The organism is Pseudomonas sp. B21-015 (assembly GCF_024749285.1).
Taxonomy (GTDB): Bacteria; Pseudomonadota; Gammaproteobacteria; order Pseudomonadales; family Pseudomonadaceae; genus Aquipseudomonas.
Genome location: NZ_CP087196.1, coordinates 3,893,083 through 3,909,298, shown reverse-complemented (window position 1 = coordinate 3,909,298; position 16,216 = coordinate 3,893,083). Strand labels below are relative to the sequence as shown.

The 16,216-nt window shown below is 54.0% G+C and carries 15 protein-coding genes and 3 pseudogenes; 11 read left to right on the top strand and 7 right to left on the bottom strand.

Annotated features, from left to right (window positions below; genetic code table 11):
* Window positions 1-61: 61 nt before the first annotated feature.
* Window positions 62-1,435, bottom strand: coding sequence for a transposase (locus LOY38_RS17460; protein ID WP_258696305.1), 1,374 nt, complete (start codon window positions 1,433-1,435; stop codon window positions 62-64).
* Window positions 1,436-1,912: 477 nt separating this feature from the next.
* A complete protein-coding gene (locus LOY38_RS17455; RefSeq protein ID WP_258696304.1) occupies window positions 1,913-2,383 on the bottom strand; it encodes a YecR-like lipofamily protein in 471 nt (156 codons plus the stop codon).
* Window positions 2,384-3,240: 857 nt separating this feature from the next.
* Between LOY38_RS17455 and LOY38_RS17450 the strand changes: the two genes are divergently transcribed.
* From LOY38_RS17450 to LOY38_RS17415, 8 genes and pseudogenes are all read left to right on the top strand, one after another.
* On the top strand, window positions 3,241-3,915 hold the full coding sequence (locus tag LOY38_RS17450; RefSeq protein WP_258696303.1) for a cell envelope integrity protein TolA: 675 nt from the start codon (window positions 3,241-3,243) through the stop codon (window positions 3,913-3,915).
* Window positions 3,916-4,218: 303 nt separating this feature from the next.
* Complete coding sequence (locus tag LOY38_RS17445; RefSeq protein WP_258696302.1) at window positions 4,219-4,602, top strand: tautomerase family protein; 384 nt, start codon at window positions 4,219-4,221, stop codon at window positions 4,600-4,602.
* A 308-nt stretch (window positions 4,603-4,910) separates the two neighbouring features.
* Window positions 4,911-5,680: pseudogene (locus LOY38_RS17440) on the top strand (transposase); the annotation flags it as partial.
* 234 nt (window positions 5,681-5,914) lie between these two features.
* The gene (locus tag LOY38_RS17435; protein ID WP_053180424.1) at window positions 5,915-6,310 is read left to right on the top strand and encodes a GFA family protein; all 396 of its coding nucleotides are present in this window, start codon (window positions 5,915-5,917) and stop codon (window positions 6,308-6,310) included.
* The gene (locus tag LOY38_RS17430) at window positions 6,231-6,569 is read left to right on the top strand and encodes a DNA glycosylase AlkZ-like family protein (protein WP_258696301.1); all 339 of its coding nucleotides are present in this window, start codon (window positions 6,231-6,233) and stop codon (window positions 6,567-6,569) included. The genes LOY38_RS17435 and LOY38_RS17430 overlap by 80 nt, the downstream gene beginning before the upstream one ends.
* Window positions 6,565-6,687 (top strand): annotated as a pseudogene (locus LOY38_RS17425) (transposase); the annotation flags it as partial. The gene LOY38_RS17430 and the pseudogene LOY38_RS17425, both read left to right, overlap by 5 nt.
* 578 nt (window positions 6,688-7,265) lie before the next feature.
* Window positions 7,266-8,942: a group II intron reverse transcriptase/maturase gene (gene ltrA, locus LOY38_RS17420; RefSeq protein WP_258696300.1), complete on the top strand. Its 1,677-nt coding sequence runs from the start codon at window positions 7,266-7,268 to the stop codon at window positions 8,940-8,942.
* A gap of 89 nt (window positions 8,943-9,031) precedes the next feature.
* Window positions 9,032-9,253 (top strand): annotated as a pseudogene (locus LOY38_RS17415) (transposase domain-containing protein); the annotation flags it as partial.
* 234 nt (window positions 9,254-9,487) lie between these two features.
* Here the strand turns inward: LOY38_RS17415 and LOY38_RS17410 are convergent.
* Complete coding sequence (locus LOY38_RS17410) at window positions 9,488-10,096, bottom strand: alpha/beta hydrolase (protein ID WP_258696299.1); 609 nt, start codon at window positions 10,094-10,096, stop codon at window positions 9,488-9,490.
* Window positions 10,097-10,652: 556 nt separating this feature from the next.
* Here LOY38_RS17410 and LOY38_RS17405 point away from each other — a divergent pair.
* Complete coding sequence (locus LOY38_RS17405; RefSeq protein ID WP_258696298.1) at window positions 10,653-11,171, top strand: cysteine hydrolase family protein; 519 nt, start codon at window positions 10,653-10,655, stop codon at window positions 11,169-11,171.
* Window positions 11,172-11,498: 327 nt separating this feature from the next.
* Here the strand turns inward: LOY38_RS17405 and LOY38_RS17400 are convergent, their stop codons facing one another.
* On the bottom strand, window positions 11,499-12,293 hold the full coding sequence (locus LOY38_RS17400; RefSeq protein WP_258696297.1) for an NYN domain-containing protein: 795 nt from the start codon (window positions 12,291-12,293) through the stop codon (window positions 11,499-11,501).
* 335 nt (window positions 12,294-12,628) lie between these two features.
* Here LOY38_RS17400 and LOY38_RS17395 point away from each other — a divergent pair, with 335 nt between their 5' ends.
* Complete coding sequence (locus LOY38_RS17395) at window positions 12,629-13,027, top strand: GFA family protein (protein WP_258696296.1); 399 nt, start codon at window positions 12,629-12,631, stop codon at window positions 13,025-13,027.
* A 26-nt stretch (window positions 13,028-13,053) separates the two neighbouring features.
* Here LOY38_RS17395 and tnpC read toward each other — a convergent pair whose 3' ends face one another.
* The 3 genes from tnpC to tnpA form a co-directional block, all read right to left on the bottom strand.
* Window positions 13,054-14,601: an IS66 family transposase gene (gene tnpC / locus LOY38_RS17390; RefSeq protein WP_258696295.1), complete on the bottom strand. Its 1,548-nt coding sequence runs from the start codon at window positions 14,599-14,601 to the stop codon at window positions 13,054-13,056.
* 61 nt (window positions 14,602-14,662) lie between these two features.
* Complete coding sequence (tnpB, locus tag LOY38_RS17385; protein ID WP_258696294.1) at window positions 14,663-14,998, bottom strand: IS66 family insertion sequence element accessory protein TnpB; 336 nt, start codon at window positions 14,996-14,998, stop codon at window positions 14,663-14,665.
* Entirely contained in the window at window positions 14,995-15,312 is a 318-nt protein-coding gene (gene tnpA / locus LOY38_RS17380; protein WP_258696293.1) for an IS66-like element accessory protein TnpA, read from the bottom strand. The genes tnpB and tnpA overlap by 4 nt, the downstream gene beginning before the upstream one ends.
* Before the next feature lie 383 nt (window positions 15,313-15,695).
* Here tnpA and LOY38_RS17375 point away from each other — a divergent pair, with 383 nt between their 5' ends.
* A complete protein-coding gene (locus LOY38_RS17375) occupies window positions 15,696-16,214 on the top strand; it encodes an RHS repeat-associated core domain-containing protein (RefSeq protein ID WP_258696292.1) in 519 nt (172 codons plus the stop codon).
* The last annotated feature ends 2 nt before the right edge of the window (window positions 16,215-16,216 follow it).

Genomic DNA, 16,216 nt, shown 5'->3' with positions numbered 1-16,216 from the left:
GTTGATCTTTGCTGCTCTGTTAGTGGGTTAGTTTGAGGTTTTTTGCTGCGTGCAGACGCACCTATCCCGTAGAAGGTGGCCCTTGAGATGCAAGTTTGGCCAGACGTCGCAGGTTCTGTACCGCGGCCGCCAGCGTGAACTCATCAGATGCGCCACTCATGCCACGTAGCCGCAGGCGATCCAATTTCAGGATGCGCTTGAGGTGGGCAAACAACATTTCGACCTTTTTACGTTCGTGGCGAGAGCGCTGATACGCCGGCGTTGCTGCAATGCGCCGAGCCACATCGCGAGCGGCTTCATGGACGCTACGAGCGATCTTTCGGAATGCAGTGTTCGGGCAGCACTTGGCTTTCATCGGACACGTAGCGCAGTCGGTCTGCCGGGATCGGAAGATGATGGTGTTGGCTTTGGTGACGTGTGAACGCTCGTTCTTGAAGGCTCGCCATTCGCTGCGCAGTGGGTTGCCGGCCGGGCAGCGGTATTCCTCGGCCTCTTCATTCCAGTGGAAATCGTTACTCGAAAAGCTGTCGTTCTTGCGCTCGGTTTTGTCCCACACCGGCACATGCGGCTCGATGTCTTTTTCCTCCACCATCCAGGCCAGCATCGGCGCGGTACCGTAAGCGGTGTCGCCAATGAGGCGTTCCGGTTTGATGTCGAACTGCGCCTCGACCCGGTCGATCATGATCTTGGTGCTCTCGACCTCGGCCGTGCGATGAGCCGGTGTGGGTTCCACATCCACGATGACACCGTGCTCGGTATCGATCAGATAATTCGTGGAGTAAGCGTAGAACGCTGGGCCACCTGGAGCAGCGGTCCAGCGGGCTTGAGGATCAGTCAGCGACAGGCGCTTCGGTAGCGTTTCGGCCAGAGCCTCTTCATCAAGCGCCTCAAGATACTCACGCACGGCGCGGGTGCTCAGGGCCGGATCGCTCCAGTTGACCTGTTCATCACCCGGTACACCGCGCTGCCGGCAGGCATCCGCTTTGATGATGCTGGCGTCCACGGCAAAGCCTTCACCTTTGACCAAGCCTGCATCCATGCAACGACGTAGCACTTCATTGAACAGCCAGCGAAAGAGATCGCTGTCCCGAAAACGGCCGTGTCTATTTTTGGAAAAGGTCGAGTGATTGGGGACTTCATCTTCAAGGCTTAACCGGCAGAACCAGCGATACGCCAGGTTCAGATGGGCCTCTTCGCACAACCGCCGCTCTGAGCGAATGCCGTAGCAATAGCCGACGATCAGCATGCGGATCATCAGTTCAGGGTCAATCGACGGACGCCCGATCGGGCTATAAAAATCGGCGAGGTAATGGCGCAGGTCGCTCAGATCAAGACACTGATCAATGCTGCGCAGAAGGTGATTGGCTGGGATGTGATCTTCAAGGTTGAACGAGTAAAACAGCCGTTCCTGCCCACTCGATAACTGTCCCATCATGCTGCGTGCTTCCCTGCTGGCCAATGTAGAGATTTTGCCGGAGGCCAGATAGGGGAGCTACTTTTTCAACAGAATCGGCCGATTTCTGCCTGTCGCCACTGGCAGCTATGGGTCCAGAGTGTGTAAAAACGCAGGCACCGTTTTGTAGTCTGCGCTGCTACACGAAATCTGCCAGCGTTTGGCTAATCAGCAGAGCTGAGATTTGCATAGGCGCGTGATTTTAGCTCCCAATTAGGCCACCAAAGCTGCTCGAAAACGTTTTTACACAGCCTCGGTCGATTGCGGCCCTTCGCGGCAATCGGCCAGAAGTGGTCATTGCGGATATGCGCCTCACATTTTGTGATCGCTGAAGTTTGGCCAAACAATGGCAGTAAAGCGACAGTGCAGTTTTTCGAGTGAAAACCTGGCTCAGTTTCACGCCGTCTCTCAGGGAGTTTCGGAGATATTGAGCCGCACCGTGAACCAGTATCGACGGAATTACTCAGCCATGATCGCCTGATACTGCTTCTGGTACTCGGCATAGGGTAGGTGTTGATCCATCAATGCTTTCACACGCGCTTCCTTGTACTGAGCGGGAGTCATCATACCAACCGGAACCGACGTGAGCGTTGGAGCTGAGGCCTGGTTAGCTGGTGTGATGTTACCGATGCATTGATATTTGACGATCATCTGGCCTGCAGTGCAATTACCCCAGCCGTCTCGGGCCTGGCAGTTCTGAGTTTTCCCACCGAAGGGTTCGGCGCGGTTGTAACCCCAAACCGCACATTTGCTGTTTGCAATTGACTCAGCTTGCTTATAGTCAACGACCGGTGTCTCAAAGGGCTTGAAGTCGTAAGCCATGTCGATCGAGCCGTCCGCTCTGCTCCCGCCGGTTGCGTAGAAGTCTTTACGGCTGGAGCAGCCCGTTGCAACAACTGCCAGCATGACTAGAAAAAGTAACTTACGCATAGAGGGAATCCTTTTCAGATACAAGAAGCACGATGGTAGCAATGAGCCTTGCCGCTGGGCTGGCATTGAGCCTGCTTTTAGCCAGATGTTGGCCATCCGTTTAGCCCCCAGGTCCACTCCAACTCCTGCGGCGACTGCGGCTCGGAGACGGTATCGCTAGCGGTCGGGGCCATGCCCAAAGAGGTCGCGTGGAGCAAGGCACCAGTGGCACGCTTTCAGTTTCGTAGAGTTCCTAGATCAGTGCTTGATGCACTACCTGTGGGAACCTTAGTCCGCATGAAACAGAACGGTTAGGATTTTTTTGTCGGACGCTAGGAGTTTTTTGCAGGTAATACCTGGACGTTTTCAGCCTGTCGCGACTGATCGGGGTTGGCTCGAAAGCCACGATTCAGATGAGGCCGCTGTCGACCACGGTGCAGCCATTTGAGGAGCTACCCGGACGATACAACTCTTGGAGTGTGAGGGTACTGGTGTCCATACCTGTGAACCACTTTATGCACTGAATGGGCTTGGAATTACATACAACATCGTAGGTTGGTACAAGGTAATTTCATCCGCCTTGACCGCTTCTGGTCGACTCCTGCCTGTCGTGACCGGCAGAGAGCGGCCAGAAGCGGACGCTCCCCATTGTTGCTTTTAACCCATAACTGCGCTTTGCTTCTGCGGGCGACGGGTGCACATTTTCTATCTTAGAGTACGCTTAGTATTGGTTCGCTTCGTAGCCAAGAATCAAACACCGTAACTGCTACAAATGAGGGCTCCCTTCGTTGCAGAGGGCTGCCTCCGGGAGCAGCTGAACGTCAGCGTTAGACGTCATGAGCACTTCATTCGTCTCTGCATAAACTCAGGAGAACTCTATGGACTGGATTGAGAGCCTTCAGAAGATCGCACCTTGGATGGGATCACTACCCCTAATACACAAGTCCGTACTGACGGCCATCGTACTCGGAATCAGCTTGTTCACTCTTCTGCTCATCTGGCTGCCGGTACCATCACCAAAGCCCGCAGACGGAGGCACGGCCCTGAGCATCGTTGTGAACTCTTCGGGTGCAGCAGTGGAGGCAGTAAAGAAGCTTTCGTCAATGCTGGACAGCTCGACAACGAGAGAGTCTCTGGAACGAAGAGTTGAAAAGCAGGCTCTAAAGAGAGTCATTGCCGATTTGGTTAAAATAGAGCAATCGCAGGCGCCGCTGCCGTGGTTGCTTAGAACTTACGTAGATAACAATGATCCGAGTGATTGGAATCAGGTGAAAACTGTAATTTCAACGAATGCTCCCGTCGTGTCAGAGCTAGTTGAAGTCTTGCGAAGCTTCGACGGAGACTTGATATATAAGGATATTGACACTTACAAGCAGCTCACTTTTATGGTGAATGCTCGGGCAGGTTTATATGGGACACTATCTCAAGCAGAGCCGCCCAAATCAGACTCTGAAAAGAAGCAGTTACTCCAGATCGCCGACAACTTCGATACTTTGATTGCCCAGATGAAAGTTGTTCAGAATAAGCTAAGCACCTATCTTAAAAGTGAGTAAACAGCCCCTCACTTGACGATTGCTGCCTGTCGTGACGGACAGCAATCGGCCAAAAGTGGACGGTGGACACGGCGATGGCAAATGAGTAGTGTCACGGATGCTGCTTTCGACTCTAGAGGGCAGCAGGGCTTACCGTCATCCATGTCGCGTTTCTCCCTGAGCAATGTCGCATTTACCGCGACCACCTCTAAGCTAGAGAAGGACTTACAGGACGACAAGGAACGTTATACGACACACCATCGCGACAAGAATCGTGACATGGCATGTCACCTAATAGTAGTTATACACTTGCAAGGAATCGCAATGATCACCATCTATGGAATTGACTACAATTTAAATGCCAAAAAAGAACAGATGTCCGATGTGCTACATAATTGCATGACTACTGTTCTTGGGTTGCCCGAAGACAAGCGTGCTCACCGTTTCGTCCCGCTAGATAAAACTAATTTTTATTACCCCGGCGGTAGATCTGAAAAATACACAGTAATCGAAATAAGCATGATTTCTGGGCGAACGGAAGAAACAAAAAAGAAGCTCATAAAGCAAATATTTACAGCCTTTGAGCGAAACTTGGCTATAAATCCGGTTGACGTTGAAATCACAATATTTGAGCAGCCAAGTCATTGCTGGGGATTCCGAGGGATCACAGGCGATGAGGCAACCTTGAGTTACAGGGTTAACGTATAATAAGCGGTTCAAGCCGTTCGCTTCGCTCTCTGGGGCCGCGTACCGCGGTTCCTTAACCTAAACGTTAGGCAGTCATGAATATTGTAGGTGTCCGGCAACATGCCTTCTTGAGGCCGTCGCTTAATGATCAATTGCACTTGACCACCCGTTCGCATTTAACTAACCCAGCGGTTGCATCGGACTTCAACGCTCAGTAAACAGCACCGGCAGAGGACGACCCAAAGCTGACCGTGGCGACAGGCAACAATCGGCCCAGAGTGTGTAAAAACGCCTTCGCAAACACTTGCTATGGTTTCTGAGGATTTCATGAATCGCCGGATAAACAGGTCTCACTGACCGATCCAGACGCCCGTTCCATGATGACGCGCGGCACAGGAATCGTCGGCTACAACGTGCAGACAGCGGTCGATACTCAGCACCATTTGATCGTTGCACATGAGGCGACCAACGTCGGTTCTGACCGCGATCAACTCAGTTCAATGGCCAAGCAGGCCCGCGAGGCGATAGCGTCAGAAACGTTGTCGGTGGTGGCGGACCGAGGTTATTTCAAAGCGAACAAATCCTGGCTTGTCACGATGCAGGCATCACCGCCTATGTGCCCAAACTGATGACCTCTGGAGCCAAGGCTGACGGGCGTTTCAATAACGATGCCTTCGTCTATGACGCGGCCAAAAACGAATACATTTGCCCGGCTGGAGAGGCACTGATCTGGCACTACTCCTACGTTGAAAAAGGCCTGAAGTTGCATCGTTACTGGAGTTCGAAATGCCAGGGCTGCGCGTTGAAATTGCAGTGCACACCGAGCACGGAACGACGAGTTCGACGCTGGGAGCATGAAGACGTATTGGAGGAGATGCAGCTTCGGCTGAGCAAAGCACCAGAGATGATGCGAGTCCGAAAACGGACGGTTGAGCATCCCTTCGGGACGCTCAAACAATGGATGGGTGCGACGCACTTCCTGACGCGGAAGCTGGCTGGGGTGAGTGCGGAGATGAGCTTGAATGTGCTCGCCTACAACCTGAAACGGGTCATGAAAATCATCGGTACGCATCACTTGATGAAGGCGCTAACGGCCTAAAAACCGGCCTGTTTTTACGTGTCCCGATGATCTGGCGCGTTGCTGGGGTGGTTTAGCTCATCAGGAAGGGACATCGTGCCTTGATCAGGCTACGAAGCCGGACAGCCACTCAGCCTTGAAGATCGAAACGGGATCTAGCGTTTTTACACACTCTGGCCCCATAGCTGCCTTTCGTCATTCTTTCAATGAATACTGTATTTATGTACAGTATCTATTTCATTTTGAGAGAAAGCCATGCTTAAAGGTAGTTGCTGCTGCGGAGCAGTGAAGTTCTTGGTGTCGAGTCCTCCAACAATGATGGGAACATGTCATTGCTCTCGTTGCAGAAAGGTCGGAGCAAGTACCTTCGTCTTCGTAAAGCGCTCATCGTTCGAGCTGATTTCCGGCTCGGATTCCATCACCACCTTCAAGCCTGAAGCACCTTATAAGTACAACCGTTGCTTCTGTTCGCACTGCGGAACAGCATTGGGCGAGGTGACGTCAACCGCCGAGTCGTTTCCCGTGGCTGCGAACTGCATCGATGAGGCATTGACCATCACCAATCTCTTCCATGAGTTCGTCAAGGAAAAGCCAAGCTGGTACGACATCTGCGACAGCGCCAAGCAGTTTCCGGAACATCCACACCAATAAGACGGTACGCGCACTCGACCAAGGCTTGAACGTGGCAACTCAATCTAATCCAACTTATTGGCGGCGACTGGCTCTGGATCATCAAGGACTAGGTTCGAGCAAGGCATTTGGTCATGGTCTTGAGGGCACGCTCCGCGCGATAGAGCATTTAGGTTATGTGCAAATCGACACGCTGTCTGTCGTTGAGAGAGCACATCATCACATCCTATGGAGTCGCGTGCCCGGGTATTCCTTGGACTATCTCAACCAGCTGACGTGATCTGGTGCCCAACGGATCGGCAACAGCCAAAGCCCTGGATTACAGCCTTAAACGCTGGACGGCGCTGTCGCGTTATCTCGATGACGGGGCCGTCCCCATTGACAATAATTGGTGCGAGGTGCGACACGAAGTCGCTTAATGAAGTTGTTCCCCCCCTGCGGGAACCACCCGTGTCACCGGGTGAATCTAGAAGGCTGAATCAAGAGCGCCTTCGACAATGGGACGAGGCACTGCAAGGTGCGGGGTATCAATCGTGAGAGGCGTACTCTTCTGGCAGCCATAGCCGGACAAGGACTAGATAGTCGGTATGGTGAACGCATGTGAATCTGCGCAACGGTCGTTAAGTTGAACGAGCGGAAATGGCTTACACGCTCGAACCAAAACGGTAATGGAGGTGGGAATAGCGTCTTTCGACTACGCGTTCGTGACCCACATGCCTCCCGGTCGATAGCAGGCACCTAACCCGACGTACTTCAGTAGGCGGAACGTGGAAATCCCGTATCGCTCCCGTCAGGGAAAGCCGTTTGTAAAAACTGCCCATGGCGGTGCGGGCGAAGGAACGAGGAAAAAGCGAACGCCATCCTGTAATGGGTTGGATAGAGGTTGAAACATCACTTCACGCGAAAGCGGGCAGACGTCCTCATGGTCTCTCTTCACACGAGAGTAGGTAGAACCCTTTCAACGGAAGGAGAGCAAATGAACGCAGCAACATTGGCGTGTGCACCTTCCGGCACGTCGTGGGACGGCATCGATTGGATCGCCGTACAACGTCGTGTCAAAGGGCTGCAAGCGCGTATTGTGAAGGCTGTACAAGACGGCAGGCATAACAAGGCGAGAGCCTTGCAATGGCTGCTGACTCACTCGTTCATCGGCAAAGCTTTAGCTGTGAAACGTGTGTCTGAAAACAAAGGCAAAAATACCTCCGGTGTGGACAAGGTCACTTGGAATACGCCTATGGCCAAGATCGGTGCGATAGAGTCGTTGAAGCGGCGAGGCTACTCGCCGCTTCCGCTTCGGAGAGTCCTCATTCCGAAGAAAAACGGTAAGACTAGACCTCTCGGAATTCCCGCGATGAAATGCCGGGCCATGCAGGCGCTTCATTTGCTGGCTCTGGAACCGATAGCGGAGACCACCGCCGACCCGAACTCTTATGGATTCAGGCCGGAACGCTCAACTGCGGATGCCGCCGCGCAGTGCTTTGGTGTGCTGTCACGAAAAGCAAACGCGGAGTGGGTGTTAGAGGGCGACATTCAAGGCTGTTTCGACAATATCAGCCATGACTGGTTGATCGACAACATTCCCATGGATAAGGCGATTTTGCAGAAATGGCTCCAGGCCGGTTATGTCCACCAGAATCAACTGTTCCCCAGCCACGCCGGAACCCCGCAGGGAGGCATCATATCCCCGGTGTTGGCCAACATGACGCTGGACGGGTTGGAGGCGATGCTGGCGAAGAGGTTTCCCAGTGCAAAGTGGACAGCCCGAAAAATGCGCGTGGTGCGCTATGCAGATGACTTCATCATCACAGGCTGTTCGAAAGAGTGGCTGGAGAATGAAGTCAGGCCCGCTGTGGTTGATTTCTTGGCAGAGCGTGGACTTGTCCTCTCTCCGGAAAAAACCAAAATAACGCACATAGGGGACGGGTTCGACTTCCTCGGATGGAACCTGCGCAAGTACAACGGCAAGCTCCTGATCAAGCCGTCCAAGGCGAACATCGGGGCTCTACTTGCCAAGCTGCGAGAGTTGATCAAGACCAACAAAACGATACGGCAGGCTAACTTGATAGGTTTGCTCAACCCGGTTCTACGGGGTTGGGCGAACTATCACAGTCATGTCGTCGCCAAGAAGGTCTTCAACCAGGTGGACAGCGCAGTGTGGGAAATGCTCTGGCGATGGGCGGTACGTCGCCACCCTCGCAAGACACGCCGATGGGTGAAGGATCGGTATTTCAAAGTACAAGGGGCGCGTCGATGGGTATTCTCATGTGCTGAAAAATCCGCCGATGGTCGGAAGCGTCAGTACACGTTATTGGACGCCTCGGACACGCCAATTGTGCGACATATCAAGATCAAGGCTGCTGCCAACCCTCACGACCCTGAATGGGATGAGTACTTCGAATCCCGATGGGGCAAAAGAATGCTTATCTCCCCAAAGGGTCGAGCCAAGCTGTATCGGGTGTGGCTACAGCAAGGTGGCCGCTGCTGCGCATGCCTTAAACCGGTCACCAAAGACACACCATGGCATAGCCGCCATGTTGTGAAGCTGAGTCACGGAGGGACGGATGCGGCCGCCAATCTTGAGATCTACCACCTGCGGTGCCCAAGGGATGTGCAATTTGCCAACGTCGACGATGTACAACCGGGTGCCCAATAGCGCCTTAGTAGAGGCTTGAGCCGTGTGCTGGGAAACTCGCATGCACGGTTCTTAGGGGGTTGGACGCGGGCAACCGCGTCTGACTACCCGACAACCAGATCCGGCCGTGGGCACTTGGACGCAAGAACTGGCTCTTCGCAGGGTCGTTGCGTAGCGGCAAACGGGCGGCAGCGATCATGAGTTTGATCCAATCGGCGCGTCTCAACGGGCATGATCCGTATATTTACCTGAAGGATGTTCTCACGTGTCTGCCGACGCAGCGGGCGAGTGAAATAGACCAGTTGCTGCCGCATAAATGGCAGCCTGCCTGAGTTACGTAACTGCATGGACTTGACCACCCAATTGCATCGCCACTGACCAGTCAATTGCACTCGTGCTGACCAACCGCTTGCATTCGACTTGACCAGCAGACGCCGTAGTGACGGCCGGCAGATAACGACCCTGAGCAGGTTCACAGAACTCCCATGCGAATCTCCGTTTCTCATTCCAAGGCAGCTGTCGAATGTCTTCGGCGAACGCAAACACTGACTGGGATACCCCAGCGGCTAAACCTGTGTCTCGTGCTCAAGAAGCCTCGCAATAGCCGTATGTACTTCTGGAAACTGTACAAATCCCTCGCGATCGAGAAAATGTCCGCCGCCACTAACGACTTGTTGCTCGGCGTTGAGATTGCGGGAAAGTTCGATCGATGCTGTCGGCTCAACAATTGAATCGTTGTCGGAAAACAGCGAGATGATTTTCTGTGTACGACGGCAAACCTCCGCGTGGTCTAGCGGTGCATCTGTGAAGGCGTGTAGTTCTGGCAACGTAGACACCGTTCTATCGAAGCCGGAGACCAGCAAGACTCCGCCAGCTAGGGTGTGTGCGGGTAAGGACAACAAATGCCGTAGAGCAGTGATGCATCCAAGACTATGCCCTATGAGGATTGTGTTTGTGTCGGCTGCTGGCAGTGATTGCTGCAACGCCAATGCCCACTTTATTGGATCGGGATTGAACGAATCAGGCATAGCTGGAATGCTAACTCGCGCGCCTTGCGCCCGTAGCACCTCCGCCAACCAAGGAAACCAGTTCACATTGGGCGAGGCAGTATAACCATGCACAATTACAATGTGTTTACCGTCATAGCGGTTCGATGTTCTGTTGACTGCATGCATATTGGGTATCAGAAATCAGCGGATTGATCGGCCGCTGATACTACACTTTCTGCTGTCGGCCGGCGCGGATGTCACGGCTGAGAAATTGAGCGATCTGGATAATTCCCAGCAACGCGAGTCGTCGGTATACGTCCAATAGCGGCCATCTGCAATGCGGTTGTAATCGAGGGCTGATGGCAGTTCGTGGCCGGTAATGACCACGACCCGTGCTGGTCACTCCGTTGCAATTGGCTGGTCAAATGCGATGCAAACGGGTGGTCAAGTGAGGTGCAATTTCGCATGAGTGACACAAGACCTGATTTCCGTAAACTTGCCCTACCCCATCTGCCAAAAGCACTCACTCTAGGATCCTGGCTTGTCAGCTCGTTGCAATATTGCTAGTGTCGATCCATGACTACCTATTGCCTCACCTCGACTACCACCACCACGACCGCTGAAAGCGGAGCGTGCGAGGTTTCGTGAGCCAATAGCAGACGAACTTCAAAGGCCCGCCAGCGATGGACAGGGCCTTTTTTATGCCCTTGTGTCGCTGGCTCAAACGCAAGGAGATGCACCCATGTACGCCCTGTTGATACTCGATATCCAAGTTGGGCTTGTTCACGGCCCGGAAAAACTATGGCGCTGCGAAGAGTTGTTGGAAACAGTGAATACGCTGATGGACAAGGCACGCAGCGCTGGTGCTCCAATTTTTCTCTCGCGCCACATCGGGCCCGCTGGATCTCCAATCGAACCAGGCAGCCCGCTTACGATGGTTGCACAGGAACTGAAGCTGCTGGGTGGAGAAGTGGTGTTTGAAAAACGGCGGCCCAATGCCTTTGAAATGACCGACCTAGCTGACAATTTGCGCTCTTGCGGCGCTACCGGTGTGGTAGTCACTGGGATGAAAACTCAATACTGCGTCGACAGCACCTGCCGTGCTGCTCGTGATATTGGTTTCGATGTGGCACTCATCGCCGAAGGCCATACCTGTTCAGACACGCCAGTGATGAAAGCTGAGGAGATCGTCGCTCATCACAACGCAACTCTTGACGGGCCGTTCTGCCAGCTAGTTCGGGCTGAGGAGTGGAGCTTCTAGCAGAGCCCGAAAGTGCGGGAGTGCGCATGACTTGCCGTAGGCACGGGCACCATACGACATTCCCGCACGTCTTAAATGAGACGTTAAGTGTCTGCTATGGGTCGATTTTATTGATGAAAAATTGGCCGAGGCTCTGTGTATCAGGCTACGCACACCGTCACACTTGGTGATGGGCCGCAAGATGTATTGCCGGAACGCCTACCAATTATGCATAACTGAGCTGATACAATTTATGACAGCGCGTCGTGCCTAACTTTTCCCCGACCGCTAACGTCTTCCAACAATTCTTAAATCAGCGCACGTCTATCCCATCCATGGCTTCACATGTCATTTACTTGGCTGCTTGTGACGAGCGTACATCACCGCTGTGCCGCCTGATGCGCCTCTGGCCTGCAGCTCAAACGACTGCGGGTAGCCTTTGATGAGGTCGCTCAGTTTTTTGTAGCCATGAGTGCGTGGGTCAAAATCCGGACGTAGTTTCGTAATGTTCGCGCCCAGCGCGCCTAAATGTGCCCAGCCATCCTCGTCAGCAATGTCGTCCATGATCTTGGCGATAAAGCCCACCGGTGCTTTAGGCTTTTTAGAAGGCTCAGCAACTGCTGGTTTGGCCACATCAGGGGGCGCAACAGAAGCCGTACTAGGCTCACCATTGGTAGGTGCAACGACATCCTCACGGAGTAACTCGATGTAAATGAATTTGTCGCATGCGGCCACGAACGGCTTGGGTGTTTTCTCTTCGCCGAACCCGTAAACGGTCAACCCCTCTTCACGTAATCGAGAAGCTAATCGAGTGAAATCGCTGTCGCTCGATACCAGGCAAAATCCGTCAAAGCGGCGGGTGTATAGCAAGTCCATGGCATCGATGATAAGCGAACTGTCAGTGGCATTTTTGCCTTTGGTGTAGGCGAATTGCTGGATGGGCTGAATCGAGTGATCGAGCAGGACTTTCTTCCAGCCGCCGAGATGGGGGCCAGTCCAGTCGCCGTATATGCGCTTGACGCTGGCGACACCGTACTTAGCAATTTCTTCAAACAGGCCTTCGACGATTGCTGCTGGGGCATTGTCGGCGTCGATCAACACTGCGAGGCGCTTCTGAGCGTTATTGGTGGTATGCGTAGCCATGGTTCATCCTTGAGTGAAAGCGTCACCATACCTGTAAACGAGGGAGTAATCTTGGCTTCGGTCGCTCGTATTCCCACCCACCAAGAGCCCGGATCAGCGCCGTAGCTGCCAGATTTAAAGTGTTCCAACTCATCCCTCGGGTGTAGGCGTCCGCTCAATACACCTTGTGGATCACGATTTTTATGCTGTGCGTCCGGCACATATCGTAACCCTGAGAATTAGGGCAGAAAAATTTAGAGGTTTAGAAAATATGTATCTATTGATTGCTCGTCGAGACAGGTTCGATTGCCTACCGCTAAGCTTGACCCTATGACCGCAGGTCAACGGAGTAGTACATGGAAAAAACAACCTATAGTGGCGGATGCGTCTGCGGATGGGTTCGATATGAAGCGCTAGGCCCAGCAGAGAAACCACATACGTGCTCATGCAAAACTTGCCAGCAGCATACTGGCTCTCTTACTGCCGTGTGGGTCGAGTTTGCGCGAGACAGAGTTAAGTGGATAGGTGCCGGTGGTGCTCCCTCAGCGTTTAGATCCTCGGATTACTCCAGTAGAGCTTTTTGTCCAAAGTGCGGAAGCTCCATCGGTGCAATAGATGACGAACCAACTATCGCATTGCTAGTCGGTGGTTTTGACGACAATGATCTAGAAGCTCTCTTACCGTTGTATCACTCGTACGAGGACAGAAAGCCACGGTGGTGGTACGTTAGTTCGACGGATTCGGAATCAAAGTAAAATTTCTCAAAAAGTACACTCCTCGACTATAGGGGGTTCCATCTTTGGGGCAGTAACTCAGCAGCCTCACTCGCACGCTGCGTCGGCAGCCGCGTCAGCACATCTTTAAGATAGGCATACGGATCATGCCCATTCATGCGTGCCGACTGGATCAAGCTCATGATCGCAGCTGCCCGCTTACCGCTGCGTAGTGACCCGGCGAACAACCAGTTCGAGCGTCCAAGTGCCCACGGCCTTATCTGATTTTCGACCGCATTATTATCTATGGGCACAGCACCATCCTCGAGATATCGAGTCAGTGCCGTCCAGCGCTTGAGGCTGTAATCCAGAGCTTTGGCGATAGCCGACCCTTCGGGCACAAGGTCGCGCTGGGCCATCATCCAGGTATGCAGTGCGTCGATAATCGGCGCCGCTTTTTCCTGACGTATTCGCCAGCGATCTTCATCGGTCATCTCCCGCGCTTGCCGTTCAATTTCGTACAACCCGCCAATTGAGTGCAGCGCCTGCTCGGCCAGTTGGCTTTTATTCGTCGCGTGCAAATCGAAAAACTTGCGGCGGGCGTGGGCCATGCAGCCGATTTCAGTGATGCCTTGCTGGAAGCTTGCTTTGTAACCGGCGAAATCATCGCAAACCAGCTTGCCATTCCACGGGCCAAGGAAGTTGCGTGCATGCTCTCCCGCACGGCTTGGGCTGAAGTCGTAAACCACTGCTTTGAGTGCCGAAAAAGGCGTGGTGCAGTAGGCCCAGACGTAAGCACGGTGGGTTTTCTTCTCGCCCGGTGCGAGCATCTGCACCGGCGTTTCGTCAGCGTGGATCACGCCTTGAGCAAGCACTGTTTCGCGCAGTGCATCGACCAAGGGCTGGAGTTGCACACCGGTTTGGCCGACCCATTGCGCCAGTGTCGAGCGGGCGATAGCCAGGCCGGCGCGGCCAAAGATTTTCTCTTGGCGATACAGTGGCAAATGGTCGGCGAATTTGGCCACCATCACGTGAGCCAGCAGCCCTGCGGTCGGGATGCCCTTGTCGATTACCTGCGCCGGAACCGATGCCTGAGTCAGCGTTTCACACTCGCGGCAGACCCATTTCCCGCGCACATGCTGCTCCACGGTGAACACGCCCGGCGTGTAATCCAGCTTCTCGCTGACGTCCTCGCCGATCCGCTGGAGCTGGCAGCCGCAGGCGCATTGGGTGTTATCTGGTTCGTGATAAATCACGGTGCGCGGAAACTGCGCAGGCAAAGGAACACGCTTGGGCTGCTTGCGTGGCTCGGCCGGCGCAACCGGCGGATTCAACGCCTTCAGTTCGGCTTCAATGGCCGCGATGTCAGTGTCGAGCAGGTCGTCGAGCAGACTGCCTTGAGCAGGGCTCAATTGCTCACTGCGCTTGGCAAACTTGTTACGTTTGAACCAGGCGATTTCGTGGGTGAGTTGCTCGATGATGGTTTGGTCACGGTCGTTTTTCTTGCCCATCCTGTCGACTTGCTGCCCGAGAGAATCAACCTGGGACAGCAACTGCGCTGCGAGGGCACGCAGTTGGTCGGAGGACATTTGGTCGAGATTGGGCGATGAAGTCATGCCGCGAATTTTGCCAGAGCAAGCCGTTTGCGGAGATAGACCAATGGGCTAATGGCGGGCGTTAGAGCAGTGTGATTGCACCGCCAGCCCCAACGCGTTGCCAAGGTAGGCCGAGCACCAACGCTTGAAGTTGCTCAATATCCAACTCCATCTCGGAGCCACGCCGAATGCCGGGCCAGTGAAACTTGCCTTGATTCAACCTGCGAGCAGCCAGCCAGACGCCAATCCCGTCATGCACCAGCACTTTCATACGAGTGGCGCGGCGGTTGGCGAACAGATAAGCGCAGTGCGGCTTCGCCGCACCGAATACCGCGATCACCCTGGCCAGCGCAGTTTCAGTGCCGGCACGCATGTCCATGGGCTCGGTGGCGAGCCAGATGGCGTCGATGCGAATCATTGAGTGAGTCCACGGACAAAGCGGGCGCAGCCTTCAGGATCGGAAGTTGGCCATTTCACTGTGATCGATTGCTCGCCAAACGGCAGCTCAATAATCGCCAACGCTTCCGCCTGCCGTTTGGGCGTAGCTCTCAACGGAACGAAAGCCGGCAACGCCGCTGGCGGCTGGTCTCGGTAAAGTGGTAGCCACTTGCGGATCACGTTGGCGTTGATGCCGTGGCTGATGGCAACGCTGGATAGGGTTGCGCCCGGTTGCAGGCATTCCTGAACAATCTGGGCCTTGAAGGGTTTCGGGTAAGAGCTTCGTTGGCGCATGGAAATCCTGACGTTAAGGGCGATGGCGTCCGCTTAAAAATACGCGGACACAATCGCCCTTATCGGCCGAGCGAGGAAGGTGTGTTCCCCGGCCCCTTACCCTCGGGTGACCTGTAATTCTCGTAGTAATCCAAGCTGTCGCAAGTCATTGAAAAGCGTAAGCGCCTACAGCTCTTAAACTTACTTCCAGTCCAAGCCATCTACCGCAAACTCCATCGTCTGAGCGCCTTCCTGGTGTAGACCTTGTCGACCTTACGCAGCTCGCTGACAAAGCTGTTATAGCCCCAGATGAAGATGTAGGTGCTGTCGTTGTCGCTCGGCTCGCCAGCAGAAAACCGCTTAGGCTTTCCGTTCCCGAAACGCACCGATACAGCGCAACCGTCGTGGTGCGCGAGCAGCGCTCGGCTTTGGCTGCTCAGGAGGGCGTGGCTAATCCGATACGGTTTCAGGGGCAGTATCACGATCATGAGACGGGGCTGCATTACAATCGCTATCGATACTACGATCCAGGTGTTGGGCGTTTTATTAGCAAAGACCCCATCAGCTATGACGGTGGTTTGAATCTTTACCAATACACGCTGAACCCAGTTGAGTGGATTGATCCCTTTGGGCTGATGCCCATGAGCCCGCCCGGCAGTCGCAAAGGCAAAGATTTTACGACAGCAGGCAAAAAGGCAGTAAAAGAGGAAAACGTATCACGTCACGGGGCGATGACGTGTGAGCTATGCGAGACGGATGTGATCAATGCTGTAAGGCATCAGCGTGGGGTAGGGCCTCCAGATAATGAGGCGCACATCGACCATATCATTCCTAAATCGAAAAACGGATCGGGTACACCAGAAAATGGTCAGGTACTATGCCGCATATGCAACCTCGATAAGAGCGACTCTTACACGCCTTGAGG

Excerpts from the sequence above, each read along its gene's own strand:
- tnpC (WP_258696295.1), bottom strand. The coding sequence starts at position 14,601 with ATGACTTCATCGCCCAATCTCGACCAAATGTCCTCCGACCAACTGCGT.
- LOY38_RS17400 (WP_258696297.1), bottom strand. The coding sequence starts at position 12,293 with ATGGCTACGCATACCACCAATAACGCTCAGAAGCGCCTCGCAGTGTTG.
- LOY38_RS17455 (WP_258696304.1), bottom strand. The coding sequence starts at position 2,383 with ATGCGTAAGTTACTTTTTCTAGTCATGCTGGCAGTTGTTGCAACGGGC.
- tnpB (WP_258696294.1), bottom strand. The coding sequence starts at position 14,998 with ATGATTCGCATCGACGCCATCTGGCTCGCCACCGAGCCCATGGACATG.
- LOY38_RS17450 (WP_258696303.1), top strand. The coding sequence starts at position 3,241 with ATGGACTGGATTGAGAGCCTTCAGAAGATCGCACCTTGGATGGGATCA.
- LOY38_RS17435 (WP_053180424.1), top strand. The coding sequence starts at position 5,915 with ATGCTTAAAGGTAGTTGCTGCTGCGGAGCAGTGAAGTTCTTGGTGTCG.
- LOY38_RS17405 (WP_258696298.1), top strand. The coding sequence starts at position 10,653 with ATGTACGCCCTGTTGATACTCGATATCCAAGTTGGGCTTGTTCACGGC.
- LOY38_RS17410 (WP_258696299.1), bottom strand. The coding sequence starts at position 10,096 with ATGCATGCAGTCAACAGAACATCGAACCGCTATGACGGTAAACACATT.
- LOY38_RS17460 (WP_258696305.1), bottom strand. The coding sequence starts at position 1,435 with ATGATGGGACAGTTATCGAGTGGGCAGGAACGGCTGTTTTACTCGTTC.
- LOY38_RS17430 (WP_258696301.1), top strand. The coding sequence starts at position 6,231 with ATGAGTTCGTCAAGGAAAAGCCAAGCTGGTACGACATCTGCGACAGCG.
- LOY38_RS17445 (WP_258696302.1), top strand. The coding sequence starts at position 4,219 with ATGATCACCATCTATGGAATTGACTACAATTTAAATGCCAAAAAAGAA.
- ltrA (WP_258696300.1), top strand. The coding sequence starts at position 7,266 with ATGAACGCAGCAACATTGGCGTGTGCACCTTCCGGCACGTCGTGGGAC.
- tnpA (WP_258696293.1), bottom strand. The coding sequence starts at position 15,312 with ATGCGCCAACGAAGCTCTTACCCGAAACCCTTCAAGGCCCAGATTGTT.
- LOY38_RS17395 (WP_258696296.1), top strand. The coding sequence starts at position 12,629 with ATGGAAAAAACAACCTATAGTGGCGGATGCGTCTGCGGATGGGTTCGA.